General features: G+C 55.7%; 9 protein-coding genes. 8 read left to right on the top strand and 1 reads right to left on the bottom strand.

All coding sequences use genetic code 11. From position 1 onward, the window contains the following. The 7 genes from FKP33_RS05675 (at nt 1) to FKP33_RS05705 (ending at nt 8,616) form a co-directional block, all read left to right on the top strand. Nucleotides 1-1,659: a response regulator gene (locus tag FKP33_RS05675; protein ID WP_141334136.1), complete on the top strand. Its 1,659-nt coding sequence runs from the start codon at nt 1-3 to the stop codon at nt 1,657-1,659. A gap of 232 nt (nt 1,660-1,891) precedes the next feature. Continuing rightward, nucleotides 1,892-3,244 carry an ABC transporter substrate-binding protein gene (locus FKP33_RS05680; protein ID WP_141334138.1) on the top strand — a complete coding sequence of 451 codons (1,353 nt, stop codon included), beginning with the start codon at nt 1,892-1,894 and terminating at the stop codon, nt 3,242-3,244. A gap of 76 nt (nt 3,245-3,320) precedes the next feature. Beyond that, nucleotides 3,321-4,193 (top strand): carbohydrate ABC transporter permease, encoded by an 873-nt coding sequence (locus FKP33_RS05685; protein ID WP_230876177.1) that lies wholly within the window; start codon nt 3,321-3,323, stop codon nt 4,191-4,193. A gap of 10 nt (nt 4,194-4,203) precedes the next feature. Further along, entirely contained in the window at nt 4,204-5,034 is an 831-nt protein-coding gene (locus FKP33_RS05690) for a carbohydrate ABC transporter permease (protein WP_127606772.1), read from the top strand. Further along, on the top strand, nt 5,034-5,996 hold the full coding sequence (locus FKP33_RS05695) for a phosphoglycerate dehydrogenase (protein WP_141334139.1): 963 nt from the start codon (nt 5,034-5,036) through the stop codon (nt 5,994-5,996). Before FKP33_RS05690 ends, FKP33_RS05695 begins: the two co-directional genes overlap by 1 nt. Nucleotides 5,997-6,058: 62 nt before the next feature. Next, complete coding sequence (locus tag FKP33_RS05700; protein ID WP_054795774.1) at nt 6,059-7,390, top strand: nickel pincer cofactor-dependent isomerase, group 22; 1,332 nt, start codon at nt 6,059-6,061, stop codon at nt 7,388-7,390. Nucleotides 7,391-7,857: 467 nt separating this feature from the next. After that, entirely contained in the window at nt 7,858-8,616 is a 759-nt protein-coding gene (locus tag FKP33_RS05705; protein ID WP_054795775.1) for an acyl-[acyl-carrier-protein] thioesterase, read from the top strand. On the opposite strand, the gene FKP33_RS05710 is transcribed toward FKP33_RS05705, so the two are convergent. Next, entirely contained in the window at nt 8,585-11,161 is a 2,577-nt protein-coding gene (locus FKP33_RS05710) for an HAD family hydrolase (RefSeq protein WP_141334141.1), read from the bottom strand. The genes FKP33_RS05705 and FKP33_RS05710 overlap by 32 nt on opposite strands. Nucleotides 11,162-11,659: 498 nt before the next feature. Between FKP33_RS05710 and FKP33_RS05715 the strand changes: the two genes are divergently transcribed. Next, the gene (locus tag FKP33_RS05715; protein WP_181410052.1) at nt 11,660-16,453 is read left to right on the top strand and encodes a cadherin-like beta sandwich domain-containing protein; all 4,794 of its coding nucleotides are present in this window, start codon (nt 11,660-11,662) and stop codon (nt 16,451-16,453) included. The last annotated feature ends 105 nt before the right edge of the window (nt 16,454-16,558 follow it).

Below are 16,558 nucleotides of genomic sequence, written 5' to 3' on the forward strand. Positions count from 1 at the left end.
ATGCTTCAGTTGCTGCTCGTCGACGATGAGGCCAGCGTCGTCGACAGTCTGGCCGACACCCTTCCGTGGCATGAGATTGGAATCGGAACCGTATTCAAGGCATATTCGGGCAGTGAAGCGCTGGAGATTTTAAATACGAATTCCATCGATATTATGATGACCGACATTCGGATGCCGGGCATGAACGGGCTGGAGCTGCTCGCGCGGGTTCGCCGCAGCTGGAAGAAGATCAAATGCATCCTGCTCTCGGGGCATGCGGAATTTTCCTATGCGCAGGAAGCGATTGCCCACGATACCTATGAGTATTTGCTGAAGCCGATCAGCGACGAAGAGGTACTGCTGAAGGTTGGCAACGCCGTGGAAGCGCTGCAGAAGGAACGAGACGAGAATCAATCTTACCAGCGGGTGGTCAAGACCCTGGAGGAGAATCTCCCCAAGCTCAGGGGCGAATTGTTGAATGAGCTGCTGCAGGGCATGAACTATTCGGCTGCGCGCCTGGCGGAGAAGCTGGATATGCTGAAAATGGACATTGTGCGCGAGGAGCCGTTCGCTCTGCTGCTCGTCCGGATGGAAGGCCAGCTGTCGGAGCTTGATCTATACAGCTTATCTCTCATGGAATACGCGGTCGCGAACATGGCGGAGGAAATATTCGAAGACGGGTTCCGGCTCTGGTCATGCAAGGACGTACATGGATATTTGGCATTCGTGGTGACGTTATCCGGTGAGAAGAAGGCGGAGCAGGCTTCCGCCGAGCGCTTCATGGAAGAAGCGGCGGGCCAGCTCCGGCTGATGGCCTCCCAATTGCAGCTCAGTGTGAACCACTATTTGAAGGGGACCGTCTCGGCGTTAATCAGCAAGTGGGGGGTGTTCCCGCATGATGTGAAGAGGCTGTACGAGGACAGCTTGTTCTCTCTCCGCAGACGGGTGGGCAGTCAAAGCGGGCTGTTAGTTTATGTCGCTGACGAGATGGAGCAGATGCCAGTACATGCGCTGCAGCGGCTTTACGAGCCCCCGCTGCTCGTGCATTTGCTCGAGTCCGGCAATTGGGAGCAGACCGAGGAGAAGTTAGCGGCGATCTGGGAGGAGCTAAACCGGAAATGGGCGGATTCCCACGAGCATCTGGTGGAAGTGTTTTTCTCCATCTACGCTTCCTTCAGCTCCTACGCTCATAAAAACGGGCGCGAGCTGGCCGATATGATTGGCCCGGTTTTATCCGATGTGGCCGGTTTGACGCCGTGCCGTTCGATCACAGCTTTGCATCAATGGATCTTTCAATCGTTCAGGCTGCTTCAGCAGTGCATGGAGAACGAAACGAGGAACGAGCGCGAGAACGCCGTGCGGAGAATCCAGCATTTTGTGCAGAAGCATCTGGTGGAGAACGTTTCGCTGCAGGCCATCGCGGATCATATGTATATGCATCCGGTTCATGTATCGCGTATTTACAAGCTCGAAACCGGAGAAAATCTAAGCGATTACGTACTGCGGCTGAAGATGGAACAGGCTGCCGCCATGCTTGCCAACCCCGCGTTGAAAAACTATGAGATCGCGCTGCAGCTGGGGTATCAAAATCCGAACTATTTTATTAAGGTGTTTAAAAAGTACTATTCGGTAACTCCGCAGGAGTTCCGCTTAAACCTGGACAAGGGCGAAGACCAGTAGCTCTGGTCGTCTTCCGTGCAGCCCGCCTTCATCAGAAGGCGGGTTTTTCTTCGTCTTTGGCAAAGTTTTTCCTTTTCATGCAGCGAATCGCAGATCACGTTAAGAATGTGCCATCGGGGTTAAATTGTTGTCATTTTAACGCGCAAGTAAACGCTTTACTATGGATGTAGGGGCTAATCGCGCAGAGGCGATAGCCGCCTAAACGAGATTACCACGGGAGGTCTTTCTTCGTATGAAAACATGGATGACAAGAACGGTGGCCGTCGCATTGATGGCTTCGCTTGCAGCGGGCTGCAGCAGCGGCGGAAGCGCCGGCACAACCGGAACAGGGACGACCAAGGAAGGAAGCGGAAGCGCGGGAAGCGGCGGGCAGAAGCCAACCTTGACCTTTTGGATGAAAAAGCAGCTGTTCGAGGATCAGAACAAGCTGATTCTGGAACGGGCCAAGCAGTTCGGAGTGGACCAAAATGTGAACGTAAACATCGAGCTGATCGCTTATGAAGATTTTTATCCGAAATGGTCCGCGGCGATCGAGTCGAAAACAACCCCTGACGTTTCGTACTTCGGCTACCAGGAGGTCGGCCAGTTCTACGGCAAAGACGTGCTGGAGGACTTGAGCGACGTGGTCAAGAAGCTGGAGGGCACGAACGGCGAAATCCAGGAGAGCATGAAGAAGGCGGTCACGTTCCAGGGCAAGCAATACGCCGTGCCGTTCTGGACGGAATCCCAGGTGCTTTACTATCGGAAAGATCTGCTGAAGAACGCGGGCTTCGACGCCCCTCCAAAAACGTGGGAAGAGTTCAGAAAAATGGCCAAGGCGTTAACCGATCCGAGCAAAGGCGTATACGGCGCCGGCATGGGCTACGGCAAAGGCAACTCCGATGCGGAATTCCTGACGCGCGGCATTATTTGGTCCTACGGCGGCTCCCTCGATACGAAGGACGGCAAAACGGTCATCGTGAATTCGCCGGAATCGGTCGAAGCGACGAAATTTATCCGCGATATTTTCCTGACGGACAAGAGCACGCCGCCGAGCGCGCTCGGATGGGATGACAGCGGGAACAACAAAGCGTATTTAAGCGGCCAGGCGGCGATGATTTTCAACGTCGGAAGCACCTTGGCCACCATTAAGAAGGATAACCCGGATTTGTATGAGAAAACCGGGATCGCCACTTATCCGGCAGGACCGAAGGGAACCTTCATTCCGGGAATCAGCAACAACCTGGGGATTTTCAAAGATTCCAAGAACAAGGATCTGGCCAAGCGGTTTGTCGAGTTCATGCTGAATGCCGACTGGTATAAAACATGGATCGAGAAGGGCGCGCCGTTGACAGGACCGGTTTATACCAAATTAACGACCGAGCCGGTTTGGCAGGAAGAGAAGAATAAAGCTTTCGTCGAGTCGGTCAAAGGCTTCAATTTCTTGGGCTTCCCGGGCGAGTACAATCCGAAGGCCGGAGAAATATTCAACCTGCGCATCGTGAACGACGCGTTCCAGAAGCTGCTCCTGGAGCCGAATTATACGCCTGAGACGGCGGTTAAGGATCTGCACACGAAGATTGAGGAAGTTTACAACAAAAAGTAATCTTTACATTTCACGCTATGGAATGATCGCGCAGTGCGGTCGTTCCATAGCTTCACAAGTAAGGCGGGGATAAGCTTTGAGAACGAATACGGACAACAAACTTGCCTATATGCTGATGAGTCCCGTGCTGATTTATTTACTTGCCGTTATGGTCCTTCCGTTCGGCTGGGCGCTGTACTTAAGCTTTACGAATAAGGTTGTGGGCGTACCGGCAACGTTTACCGGCTTGAGCAACTATATCGAGCTCATGAAGGATTCGTTGTTCTGGAAAGCGGTATGGAATACGATCATCTTCACGGTCGTGGCGGTTATCGGCAAAACGGTATTCGGCATGATCATGGCGCTCGTTTTGAATGAGAAAATCGTGCTGCGCAATGTGTTCCGGGTCCTGCTGTTCCTCCCGTGGACGATTCCGACCATCGTGTCGGTATTCACGTGGCAGTGGATTTATTCCGATGTCGGCGGCGTGCTGAATTTTCTGCTGCTGAAGACCGGACTGATCGGCGCTCCGGTCGGCTGGCTGGCTACCCCGGATCTTGCCATGTTCTCGGTTATTCTGGTGAACGTCTGGAGAGGGATTCCGTTCATGGGGATTGCCATTCTGGCGGGTCTGCAGACGGTATCCAAGGAAATGTACGAAGCGGCGATGCTGGACGGCGCGGGCGCGGTCAAGCGGTTCATCTACATGACGCTGCCTTCCGTCAAGGAAGTGACGGTGCTGGCTGCCGTGATGACGACGATCTGGACGCTTAACGACTTTGAAATCATTTGGCTGCTGACACGCGGAGGCCCATCCAACGGCACACAGGTTTTATCCACACTTAGCTATACGATCGGGTTTTTAAATATGAGCTTGGGGAAAGCGATTGCCATTGCCATTCTGACGATGCCACCGTTGATCATGCTGATCAACTTCGTCACGAAGCGTTCGCTTTCGTCCGACGAGTAGGTGAATGCGCATGGAAAATAAATCGATCGGCAAACAAATTGTCGTTTACGTCACGCTGGCCGTCCTCTTAATATGCGCGCTGTTTCCGCTTTATTGGATGGTGAATACGTCCTTCAAATCGCAAGGCGAAATCTATAATATGACGCCATCCTTCTGGCCTAAAAATTTCACGTGGTCGGCTTATGTGAAGCTGATTATGGAGAAAGGTTTTCTTACCAACATCAAGAACAGCCTGCTGGTCTCGCTGATCGTTGCTTTTCTGTCGATTGTCGTCAGCATGCTGGCGGCCTATGCGATCTCCAAGCTGCGCTTCCGGGGCCGCACCATGATCTCCAAAGGCATTCTGTATGCCTATTTAATGCCGCGGGCGGTGCTGTTCATTCCGCTGTACATGCTGGTCTCCACGATTGGATTGAATGATTCGATCTTTGGTTTGATGCTGATCTATCCGACCATTACGATTCCGTATGCGACCTGGATGCTGATCTCGTACTTCAAATCGATTCCCGTTGAAATCGAAGAGGCGGCGATGATCGACGGCTGCACACGGGCCCGCACGATGCTGAGCATCATCTTCCCGCTGTCCGCTCCGGGGATTGCGGCTACATTCATTTTCGCGTTCACCTTGTGCTGGAGCGAATACTTGTACGCGCTGGTCGTCGTGACCAAAAGTGTCGACAAGACGATTACGCTCGGATTGTCCGACATGATCGTGGGTGACGTCTTTGCATGGGGTCCGCTGATGGGCGGTTCCATCATTGCTTCCATTCCGGTCATCATCATGTATCTGTTCACTTCAAAATATATGGTTAGCGGCATGACCGTAGGAGGAGTTAAATAATGACAAGATTGAACAAGGTGCTGGTTACGGCGACCAATTATTCGACGCTGTGCGCGGAAGCGAAGCGTCTTCTGGAAGAGGGCGGCTGCGAAATCATCGAGAACCGGGTGGGACGTCCGCATACGTTCGAGGAGCTGGTTCCTCTCGTATCGGATATCGACGGCGTCATTGCAGGCGTCGATACCTGGGATGAAGCCGTGTTCAAGCTGGCGCCGAATCTGAAGGCGATCGCCCGTTTCGGCGTAGGCGTCGACAACATCGATTTGGCCAAAGCGCGCGAGTACGGCATTCAGGTGACCAACGTGCCGGGAGGCAACGCGAACGCCGTAGCCGAGCTGGCCGTAGGGCTGATCTTGTCCATGATCCGCAACATCCCTGCCTTGCATCAGTCCGCCAGACGCGGGTATTGGGACCGCTATGTGGGGGAGGAAATTCAGGGGAAAACCGTCGGGCTGCTGGGATTCGGCAATATCGCGCAGATGACGGCGAAGAAGCTGCAGGGCTTCGATGTGAAGCTCATCGCCTATGATAAATATCCGAACGCAGATAAAGCGAAAGAATATGGGGTTGAACTGGTTTCTTCGGATGATGTGCTGAAGCGCAGCGACGTGGTCAGTATGCATCTGCCGAGCTTGAAAGAAACGTATCATATGATGAGCGACGAGCAATTTTCGATGATGAAAAAAACCGCGTTTTTCGTAAATACGGCCCGGGGTGCGCTTGTCGATGAGAAGGCGCTTCACCGTGCGTTGCAAACGCGATCTATAGCAGGCGCGGCTATTGACGTATATGAGCAGGAGCCGGTGTCGGGGGATAATCCGTTATTTCAACTCGACAACCTGATTTCGACGCCGCATACGGCAGCCGAAACGGTTGAAACGTACCGCCGGGTAGGACTGGTTACGGCGCAAGCGCTGCTTGATGTGTTCGCGGGTAAAGAACCGGCGAATTTGCTTCGCTAGCCGGGGCGCAGCTTTGTCATGCACAGGCTGAAAGCGATCAAGATTCGGGAGGAGTCCGCTTTATGAATGGTGCGTCGGACGGCCGGGGCGAAGGGATACACTTGAACTTGGGGCGCGTGAATCTTGCGGCGATGGAGCCTGTCCGGCTGCCTCGGATGGTTCCGGTCAGACAGCGGTTCGATGCGAGGCGCATCGATCCGGAGGACATGGAAGCAATCATCGGCGGTCAGTTCCGGAGAGAAGACGTTCGCGGTAAAATTACGCCCGGCATGCGAATTGCCGTAGGCGTCGGGAGCCGGGGGATCGAGAATCTCGCGCTCATTGTCCGCGCAGTCGTTCAGGAACTGAAGAAGCTGGGCGCGGTGCCCTTCATCGTTCCGGCCATGGGCAGTCATGGCGGAGGAAGAGCGGAAGGCCAGGAGCGGCTGCTCGCCGGGTATGGCATTCACGAAGAGAATGTGGGGGCGCCGGTCCGGGCCTCGATGGATACCGTCTATCTGGGCACCGTGCTTGACGGTGTGGAGGTTCACTTCGATCGAATCGCTTACGAGCAGGCGGACGGTATTATCGTCGTTGCGCGGATTAAGCCCCATACCGACTTTAAGGGCCCGATCGAAAGCGGCATTCTCAAGATGCTCGGCATCGGCCTTGGCAAACATAAAGGGGCCAGCTATTTGCACAAATTCGGCATGGAACGCTTCGGCACCCTTCTGCCGGCTGTCGGAGCGCTGATGATGGAGCGGACGCCCATTCTTGGCGGCGTGGGCATCGTCGAAGATGCGTACCATGAAACGGCGCATATTGAATTTGTGCCGAAGGAGCAGCTTCCGCACCGGGAAGAACAATTGCTCGCCGAGGCGAAACGGTTGATGCCCCGCTTTTGGCTGAATGACATCGATGTTCTGATCGTCGATGAAATCGGGAAAAACATCAGCGGCAGCGGCATGGACCCCAATATTATCGGGCGCTCCGGCGCGAGCAGGACGTTCGGGGAAGGCCCGGCGATCCGGAAAATTGTAGTCGGAGGCTTAACGGAGGAAACGAAAGGAAGCGCGGTCGGCATCGGCCTGGCCGATTTTACAACACGCCGGGTTGTGGAGCAAATCGACTTTGCGACCATGTATACGAACGTGATTACCGCGATGGAAATAGGCGGAGGGAAGCTGCCCCTCGTTCTTCACAATGATGAAGAGGCCATATCCGTAGCCGTCTGCACGGCGGGAAGAAGAGAATACGATCAGGTGAAGGTCGTCAGGATCAAGCATACGCTGGCCTTGGAGGACATTCTCGTCTCGGAGAATTTGCTTCCGGAGGTAGAAGCTCATCCGATGATGGAAGCGACCGGCGCCGCCCGGGAATGGAAGTTTGATGCGACCGGGCATTTGATCGGGTAGTCCGCTTCGATTTAACACAAAATCATTCATTTAACGTCACTCCTGGATGGAGCGGCGTTTTTTTATGATCCGTCCACTTGCGTATCCATCGCATCCTAGACCTTCGTTCGCGGAAGTTTTCCATATCCGTCGTTTCCGGTACGTCCGGCGGGAGTCGGTCGTTTGCGTTCCCGGGGGCAAGAAAACGGCCCGCACGCGGCGGGCCTAAAGCTTACTATATGAAAAAAGGGGGGTTAACTAAATCATAACCTATGAATGTTAAGAGAATATCATCGCTATGTTTCAAATGCGTTACATTTCTGCCGCGTGTGCGGTTCTCGGGAGAGGAAACAAATAGGGACAAGGGCCGTTGACATACGGACAACGGTCCGGTATGCTTCGGAAAGCTTGCTGCAGGCAGGCGAGTAAACTGAGGCGGCCGAATCGAAGGCATTCGGGGCTTCCTGACGAAAGGGAACGGATCGAAGATGGAGAAGCGCGCTGTGTACACGAACACGTACCGTATTGCTTTGGGTGATGTCGATTTTCTAAAAAGCATGAAGCTGAGCGCCGTATTCAACGCTTTTCAAGAGATCGCAAGCAGACATGCGGATCATCTCGGCTTGAGTATTCAGGCTGTCGAGCTCAAGCGGAATGCGGCGTGGATATTAACCCGCATCCGCGTCGAGCTGCTGCGCCGCCCCCGGTGGAATGAAGAGATTCGAATCGAGACCTGGCCGCAGCCGCCGAAGAAATATGAGTTCGAGCGGGATTATGCGGTCATGGACAACGAGGGGAACGTCCTGCTGAGGGCGGTTTCCACCTGGGTCCTGCTGGACATCGATAAGAGGGAGCTCTTGAAGTCCGACTCGGTGGCGATCGATCTCCCGGCGTTCGAGACGAAGAGAGCCATCCTGTGCAAACTCGGCAAAATCAAGCCGTCCGGTACGCCGGAGCCGGTTTACAAGCGGGTGATCGGCATCAGCGACATCGACGTTAACGGCCACCTGAACAACTCCAAGTATGTTGATTTCATCGTCGATTGTTTTTCCATCGAGCAATATCGAAGCTGCCGGGTGAAGTCGATCCAGGTCAACTATGTCCAGGAAGCGCTGCCCGGCGATACGATATCGTTCTTCCGCGACGCATCCGCGCTGGCGGAAGCGGGCCTGATTTATATCGAGGGGCGGAGCGAGCAGGACGGGCGCACGATTTTTACGTCCGAGCTGGAAGTCGAGGCGCTGTAAGGAGAGTCAACACCGGCGCGAGGAACGGATCGGCAATCGTCGTTCCGGTTTCCGCTGTGCCTCCCGATCCGGCTTCCGTTCCTGCCCACGTTCCTGCCCACGTTCCTGCCCACGTGCCGCTCCCCCGAACGGCTTGCGCGATCGCTTCGCGCCACGCGACGACCTCGGCCTCGGACACCGAGGCCAGCCAAATATGCCGCCGCCCGCCGCTGGACTCCGCACGCTTCGCCGCAAGCAGGAAGGCGGCCCAGCTCTCCTCCCGCCGGGGATCGACGATTTCGGCGATGGCGAGCTTGTGCAGGAAGGCGGCGCGTTTGGCGGCTTCCAGGAAAGCGCCTGATCCGACCAGATGCAGGGCGGCTGCCCCTTGCTCCTTCGCCGCCAGACACATCCGGAGCAGCAAGCCTTGATAGCCTGTCGCGTCCTGCTGCCGGAGGTGATGAAGGTACAGCTCATACGGATGCCGCCGCGTCAGCGTGCCCTGAGGCCAGTATACGTTAACGACCGACGGGTCATAGCTCCCGTGATCGAGGAAATGCAGGCGTCCGTGCTCGAACCAGCGCTCGTCCACCGGCTCGCATATGCGCGTGTACGTTCCGAAATGGTTATCCTGATGCCGGAGATTGCCGAGCAGCGAGGCTTCTTGGGGCGTCGGCATGTCAATCAGCCGATGCAGCGGTTTGAAGGATTCGCGGGCGCCCAGCGCCGGGCGGCAATCCGGGCGTTCCGCTTTCCACGCGTAATAATAACGTTGAAATGCCAGAGCCCCCTCCTGAAAAGCGCGCTTATAGGCGAGCTCCTCCCCGCTAAGCGATACGTGCGCCAACTGCGGCTGTACACGGCCCTGCTCGTCCCTCGCGTATCCCGTCGTCGAGCCGAAGGCGCCCATCATCAATTCTTCGAGAAAGGCGGGACTGCGCACCAGCGCTTTGCCGAGCTCCTCATTCTCGCCCGAGCTGCCGAGGAACGAACGAATATCGATTCCCTCCATTAGCAGGTCGCCGATTCCGGCGCCGCCGACGGCAAGCAGATGAATCGTCGGCGGATCTTCCCCGGCCCGCGATGCCGCGCCTTCCGATTTGTCCGGATGTTCCGGACGAACGCGACCGTATTTCAACGCGGCGTGCAGCGACTTTTTGATGTTGCCGTGAAAGCCGATATCCAACGTCACCATACGCTCCGGCGTTTCGCAGGTCTGCTTCAAGTAATCGCACAACAGCTGCCGGTGGTGCGCGATGCCGGCGTCGATTTTCGCGCGTGTTCGCGCTTCGAGCAGAAACCGCCGCAGCTTCTCAAGCAGCGTGCCGGCCTGCTCATCCTTCATCGTGCGGCATTCCTGCAGCGAGAGGCCCAGCGCTTCCCCGAACGCGTGCGCCTCCTCGGCCAGGCCGAGCTTCTGCAGCAATTCGCCGACCTTCGCGTCGCCGGAACGGAACAAGCGTTCAAGCTCGGCTTCGTCGAAGCGCCTGAGCGAAGCCAAGTACGTCGCTTGGCGCGATACGTAAAGCGGCACAACGCGCAGCGGAATGCCGCGCGAACGAGCAGCCTGCTCCAGCATAGGTGTGAGCAGCACCCCTTCGCGCATCAGCGGATGCACTTCCGTGCGGTTCTCCGCGATGCATACGTCAATCGCCCAGTCGCACAGCGCCGTCAAGAACGGACCGGCCATCCCCGCGCCGATCTCGTGAAAGGCTGCCGCCTCAGCAGCGGCAGGCGCCCCGGTCTCCGGCTGACGCTGACTGACCCCCGCCAGCTTGCGCAGCGATTTCAACGGCGGCAGCACGTCGCGATGCCGGACCGCCTCCCAATGGTAAGCGCTGTCGAAGGACTCGGGCACGACCGCATAGTGAATGGCGCGAATGCGCTGCAGCGCAGCGCCTCGCACGTCCGCCCGCTCGTTGTCCCCGATATGTACAATCGCTTCGCGCGACAGGCCGGGGCACAGCTCCAGCAGCCGTTCGAACAAGCCGCCCGTCGACTTATTCCGGCGCTGCTCTCCTGAGACGAGCAGCACGTCGATCTCCGTGCGCTCCAGCCCCGCCGCCGCCAGCAGGTCCAGCAGCTGCTCCGAGGACAAGTACATGTCCGACAGGAGGGCGATCCGTTTGCCCGCAGCCTTGCAGCAACGCAGCAGGGAGGCCACGTTCGGGTTCAAATAACACGTCTCGGCCTCCGTGGCGAGTTCGATGCGCAGAACCTCCTCCGGACGGCCGAGATGCGCCGGCATTTCGGCGTAGATGTCGCTCAATGTAATCTCGTCGTGGCCTTGCAGCCGCAGCTGCTTATCCCGGGCCCGGCGTTCGGCCGTTCCGCGCATCGAGCGGAATTCGTGCGGGCTGACGGACCGCTTCAACGAGCCGGACGAAACCGCGCGTTCGGCCGTTCTCCTGAAGACGTCGGTGGGATGGTCGCACGCCCGCAGCAGCAGCGTATCGAAGATATCCAGGCTGAGCATTTCTATTTTTTCGTACGTACCGTCTCTGGCCAGCGGCGCCAAATACCGGTCACCTTTCCATAAATCCAGGGAATGCAGCATACGGTTCATCCTTACAAGCCTCCAATTCATCGACCGGTTAAACCGGCAACCGGCATCGGCTTACCCGATGGAACAGCTGCGGGAAGGTCGTGCTATATCCTTCGACGTTCGAGGCTGATTTCCTTGAAACCCGGAAGCGGCTTGTACTGTTCGCCATGGAGAGTTTCTTGCCGGAGGGCACACGTTTCATTTGTTTAACAATCATTTACAGTAACCATAACGTACATGAATATTTAAGCTGTTAAGCTATGCCCGGCATCCCCTTTCATCCTTAATCGGATTAAAGTTTGACGCAGTTAATGGTTTGGGCGATGGACGGAATGTCGTCATGGGCGGCACCGGGAAAAACTTTATATGCTTGGTCAATTCGGCCCGTTAATAGTTCGAAAGTCAATCCCTATCTCTCCTTTTATGGTATAATTATACTACTATTTATCGATCCGAAGGGAGCAAGCTCGCATGTTTGGGGATGAGTTTCATTACATACGGCAGAGAGGAAAGCCGCGGATGCGGATGAGGTGGCTGCTGCCGTTCTTCTTCGCGCTGCTGTTGATTTTGCCGATGGCCGTGTCCGATAAATCCGCGGCTGCTTCGATTTCCGGCGGAACGGGTACGGATTTGCCGATCGCAGCGCACGAGCAGAATGATGTCACGCTGCTGCCGACAGCCGGATTAACCAACCCGGGAGCGGGCACGTATGCCTTCAAGGTAAACAGGCAATCGGAACCCGTCAGCATCGTGGAAAATCCGTCTTTGACCGGATTAATCGTCGGAACCGAAGATCTGACTTCTCGTCTCAATGCTTTCGATCCGCATTTTGAATTCGATGTAGACGTCCCGTACGGTCAGGAGAGCATCGACATTACCGCATATAGCATGTTGCAGTCGACCATCACTTTGCATTTAGGTACGGAAACGATGGAACCGGGCATCCCTTACCATTTGTCGTTGACAAGCGGATCCAACACATTCGTCATCACGACGACTTCGAATGACGGCAACCTGCATGTGTCCTATACGATCCGGGTACACCGTGCTGCTCCGAGCGCTGTTGATCATTTGAGCGTAACGGCGTCGCCGGAAACTGCAAGGGTGTATAACGAGACCGAATGGAGCCTCTCCTTTACGCCTACGGAGCCATTGACGCACGAAGATAAGATTTATTTGGCCCTGACGCCAGGGTTTACTTTCAATTTCAAAGAAAACAACAGGATTTATTGGAGCGGCCTCCCTGCGGTGACGGTGAACGACATTCCTGCCAGCGCCGTCATCCTTACGACAAACACTTCGAACGAGGACGTTCTGGAAATTTGGCTCGGTGAGATGCCTGCTTCTTCGACGGCTAACGTTGTCTTGAAGCAAGGAGCTCTTCGTAACCCGCCGACGATGGGCAGCGTTCAATTTCAAGTGACGACGAGCAAGGACACGACTCCGGCTGTCGCTTACGGTACGATAGCGCCAAGCTCGTTAAACGTGGCAGCCTCCAATCTGACGGCAAGTGCGCAGAACGTCGCCTATAGGTTGACCTATACGGCGAGAAGCGAAATCAGCGAGCATAACCGGATTTATTTGAAAGTGCCGTTCCATATAAGCAACGAGGCGGCCGAAACGGTCCGGTTAAATGATACGGCGCTGCAGCACATCGGATCGGATGGGAACGGCGTGTACTATTTAACGCCTGCGAAGGATCAGATCATTGCAGCCGACAGCCCGGTATCGCTGGAATTTAGCCCCGCGGCGGGCATTGCCAACAGCTGGCAAAGCGCAGAGCCTTTGCTGATTGGGGTAAGCACCGATGATCAAAAACAGGTTTTGGACTATTTCCCCGTTATCTATGAGCTGGACGAAACGAAACCGACCGGCGGCTTTACGGTGAATGGCGGAGCGGCCAAGACGTTCTCCCGCCGGGTAACCTTGGATTTGAGCGCAACGGATGGAACGGGGTCCGGCGTGTCCGGCGTCATCGTATCGGAGGATCCCGAATTTGAGCATACGGCTAATTACCCGTATGTGCCTCAGATTGATTATTTGCTCAGAGGGAGCGATCCGGTTCACACCCTTTATCTGAAATTTTCGGACTGGGCGGGGAACGAAAGCGACCCTTATACGGCAACTATCCAGTACAGCGAATTGAACTTGTCTTCGTTGGCTGTGGACGGCGGTTACGCTGTTTTTCCCGAAGTTTCGGATGAGGCTCAGCATTACTATATCCAGGTGCCGAACGATGTAAGCACCCTAAGTTTGACGCCCGAGACGAACGATCCAGACGCCGTTCTCTCGGTATCGCCCGATGTGCTGGATGCGAACGGTCGAATTACGCTGCCTTCGCTGAGGCCGGGCTCGAACGAAATCACGATTACGGTTTCCAAGGGTGCCGATCACAACGTATACGGACTGACGGTTTTCCGTGAATCGTCTCCGCTGATCGGCATCAACAATGGAGATATCGTGTCTCTAGGCTCCAAAGAATGGATCGTCGTCGATAAAGACCGCCGCGAGCTTTTGTTGAAAGAGGTCGATACGGGCTGCCCTGACTCGACGGACAATGACGGTACTTGCCATTGGGGCGTCAGCGGTTCTTCATGGTACTTTGAGGGCGCAGAAGCGGATGGTTATGTGTTCCGGCCCGAGCAGCCGGGGAGTATCGCCCATTATTTGAACCATATGTTCTGGGGGGAGCTGGGTGCCGATCAGAGCCTGGTTCAGCGTCATCCTTTCGATCAAACCCTGTATTTGCTAAATTACGAAGCTCCGCTTGCCGACATGACGAGAAGCTCGTTCGAAAGTAAGGTTGTAGCGAATGTAGGCCTGCTGGGGGTTGAACGGTATGAAGCGCTCAAGGCGGAGCTGTCCGCTTACGAATCGGAGTTCACGTATTTTCTGATGAATCCGATTCGGGCGGAGTCCGAAAATGCTCATTTCATATTGGCCGTAGATCCATTGGGCCATGTACGCTACTCGGACGCCCCGTCCGCGGTTCGTCCGGTTGTGTATTTGAAGCCGAGTGTTAGCAAGACGACCGGCAGCGGCGTTGCCGGCGATCCTTACCTGCTGGCCGAAGTGGCGGGCAACGCGGATATCGCCAAGGTTCGGGTAGGGGAAAACGACTTCGAATACGATGCAAGCACGACGCCCCCGGCTTGGTCGGCAGAGGTGGAGGCGGAAAGCGTCATGCTGTCGGTTATCATGAGCGACAGCAGCAGCTCGTTTAGGGTCCACGATACATCGCCGGCTGCTTTGAGTTATACGGTGAACGATAAAACGATTACGATCGATCCGCTTCCGAAGGGCGTTTCGACGCTTCATCTGACAACAACGGCGACGGACGGTACGACCAGGCACTATGACGTTCGCATCGCGCGTCCGGCGCTGAGCGCGCTGGATATGGTGCTGGAAGCGAAAGCGGCATTAGACGAAAACGAAATTAAAAGCGATAACTTGAGTCTGGCGAGCGTCACGCAAAATGTGCATTTGCCGGTTATCGGTTTGCACGGTACGACGATTGAATGGCAAAGCGATCAGACCGCTGTTGTGGACGTGGACGGTACCGTCCATCGCCCGCCTTTTTACGGGACAAACGCGAATGTTACGTTGACAGCGACGATTCGTAAAGGAAACGCATGGCAGACAAAGACATTTGAGTTAACGGTGCTGAAGGCCGAGCCGGCAACGGCCGACCATGAAGCGGCGGTCGCAGCCGCGAAGGCGGCGCTGACGTGGGAGTCGATCCGCGGCTGGAACAGCGCGCCGGATCGAGTGGTTTCGAATCTCGCCCTCCCTACGAAAGGCGCAAGGGGAACGATGATTACATGGAGCTCCAGCGCATCGTCCGTCATTTCACCAAACGGAACGGTCACGAGAGCCGCCTACGGTTCGGGCGACATTACAGTGACGCTGACGGCAAAGCTGACACGGGGCAACGCGAGCGCCCTGCAGCCGTTCACCCTTACCGTTCTTGAGGAAGAACTGGCGACGGACACGGATGCCGTCGCGGTAAACGCGGCCTATCATGCCTTAACTTGGCTGGAGCTTCGCCAGGCGAACACGGACATCGATAGCGTGACGTCAAGCGTGTACCTCCCATCCGCAGGTGTACAAGGAACAACGATTCAGTGGAGCTCGAGCCAACCTTCGGTTATCGCGCTGGATGGAACCGTCGTGCGACCGTCGTACAGCCAGGGCGATGCTTTAGTAACGCTGAGAGCGGTCATTAGCCGCGGCGGAGCATACAGCGAGAAGCTTTTTGCGGTGAAGGTGCTGAAGCTGGAGCCGACAGGGGCGGAAGACCAGACAGCCGTAGAGAGAGCGAAAGTCGAGTTGACGGAGTTCATCCATACGTCCTATAACCTGGGCGGTATTACGACGAATATGCAGTTACCTGCGACAGGAGCGCAAGGTTCATCGATTTCATGGAGTTCGAGCCATACGGCGGTGGTCGGTAATGACGGTACGGTGAATCGACCGGCTTACAGCGCGGGCGATACGACGGTTACCTTAACGGCTACGATTAGCCGGGGCGGGGCAAGCGTTCAACAACTATTTACGGTTACCGTTGTAAAAAGGGCCCCGTATCTTATGGGTGAGCCTGTAACTGCGGATACCAACTGGCCTATGGTATTTAACGGCGGCATCATCCTTAATTTGGCCGGTGCCAGCGTGGGCAGCGGTGCAACCGTATTGGTGACCGCCGGCGCAACGGACGATATGAGACCAGGCATGCAAGTAGCAGGCAGCGTGGCACATATTTCACTGTCCAACGTAACGCTGGCTCCGGGCAGTACCGTTGCCCTTACCTTGCCGGTGAATGCCGCGGCGGACTTATCCAAAGTCGGAGTATTCGACTACAACGAATCGACAAAACAATGGGAAGCTTTACCAACATCCATCGATCCGGATACCCGTCAAGTCACGGTGCACATCTCGCACTTCTCCACGTACGGGGTGTTCGAAGCCGATACGGCGGCTGAGCCGATCGTTTCGTTCAACGAACAATCTCAGCTTGTGCTGCCTTCCGTGAGCGGCATATCTTATTATTACTCGCTGGACGGAACAGAACCGGGACGAGAGTCGCTTCTTTACAATCCGGCAGCCAAGCCGACAATCGGGCATACGACTCCTGTACACGTGGTGGCGGTCGAGTCCGGTAAACGGAACAGTTCGGTTCGGGCCGCGGCGACATTGGAGTATGTCATCGGGCAGGCGAAGAGTCTCAGCGATTGGAATAAGGACGGGAAGGTCGATTCGTCCGACATGAAGGCGCTGCTGAAGCTCATTCCGGCCCGCCGTGAATCATCTGAATAAAAGGAGGAGGCTGACGATAAGCTGCATGTCGTCAGCCCTTATTTTTCAGTAAAAGGAGGAGATTTAGTCAAATAAACGACTTTATAAAACCGTTGACATAGGGTA

Origin of the sequence: Paenibacillus sp. tmac-D7 (genome assembly GCF_006519665.1) — a bacterium.
Lineage (GTDB): Bacteria > Bacillota > Bacilli > Paenibacillales > NBRC-103111 > Paenibacillus_G > Paenibacillus_G validus.

Coding starts and splice junctions, on each gene's coding strand:
- FKP33_RS05700 (WP_054795774.1), top strand. CDS start 6,059: ATGAATGGTGCGTCGGACGGCCGGGGCGAAGGGATACACTTGAACTTG.
- FKP33_RS05705 (WP_054795775.1), top strand. CDS start 7,858: ATGGAGAAGCGCGCTGTGTACACGAACACGTACCGTATTGCTTTGGGT.
- FKP33_RS05675 (WP_141334136.1), top strand. CDS start 1: ATGCTTCAGTTGCTGCTCGTCGACGATGAGGCCAGCGTCGTCGACAGT.
- FKP33_RS05710 (WP_141334141.1), bottom strand. CDS start 11,161: ATGAACCGTATGCTGCATTCCCTGGATTTATGGAAAGGTGACCGGTAT.
- FKP33_RS05690 (WP_127606772.1), top strand. CDS start 4,204: ATGGAAAATAAATCGATCGGCAAACAAATTGTCGTTTACGTCACGCTG.
- FKP33_RS05695 (WP_141334139.1), top strand. CDS start 5,034: ATGACAAGATTGAACAAGGTGCTGGTTACGGCGACCAATTATTCGACG.
- FKP33_RS05715 (WP_181410052.1), top strand. CDS start 11,660: ATGCGGATGAGGTGGCTGCTGCCGTTCTTCTTCGCGCTGCTGTTGATT.
- FKP33_RS05680 (WP_141334138.1), top strand. CDS start 1,892: ATGAAAACATGGATGACAAGAACGGTGGCCGTCGCATTGATGGCTTCG.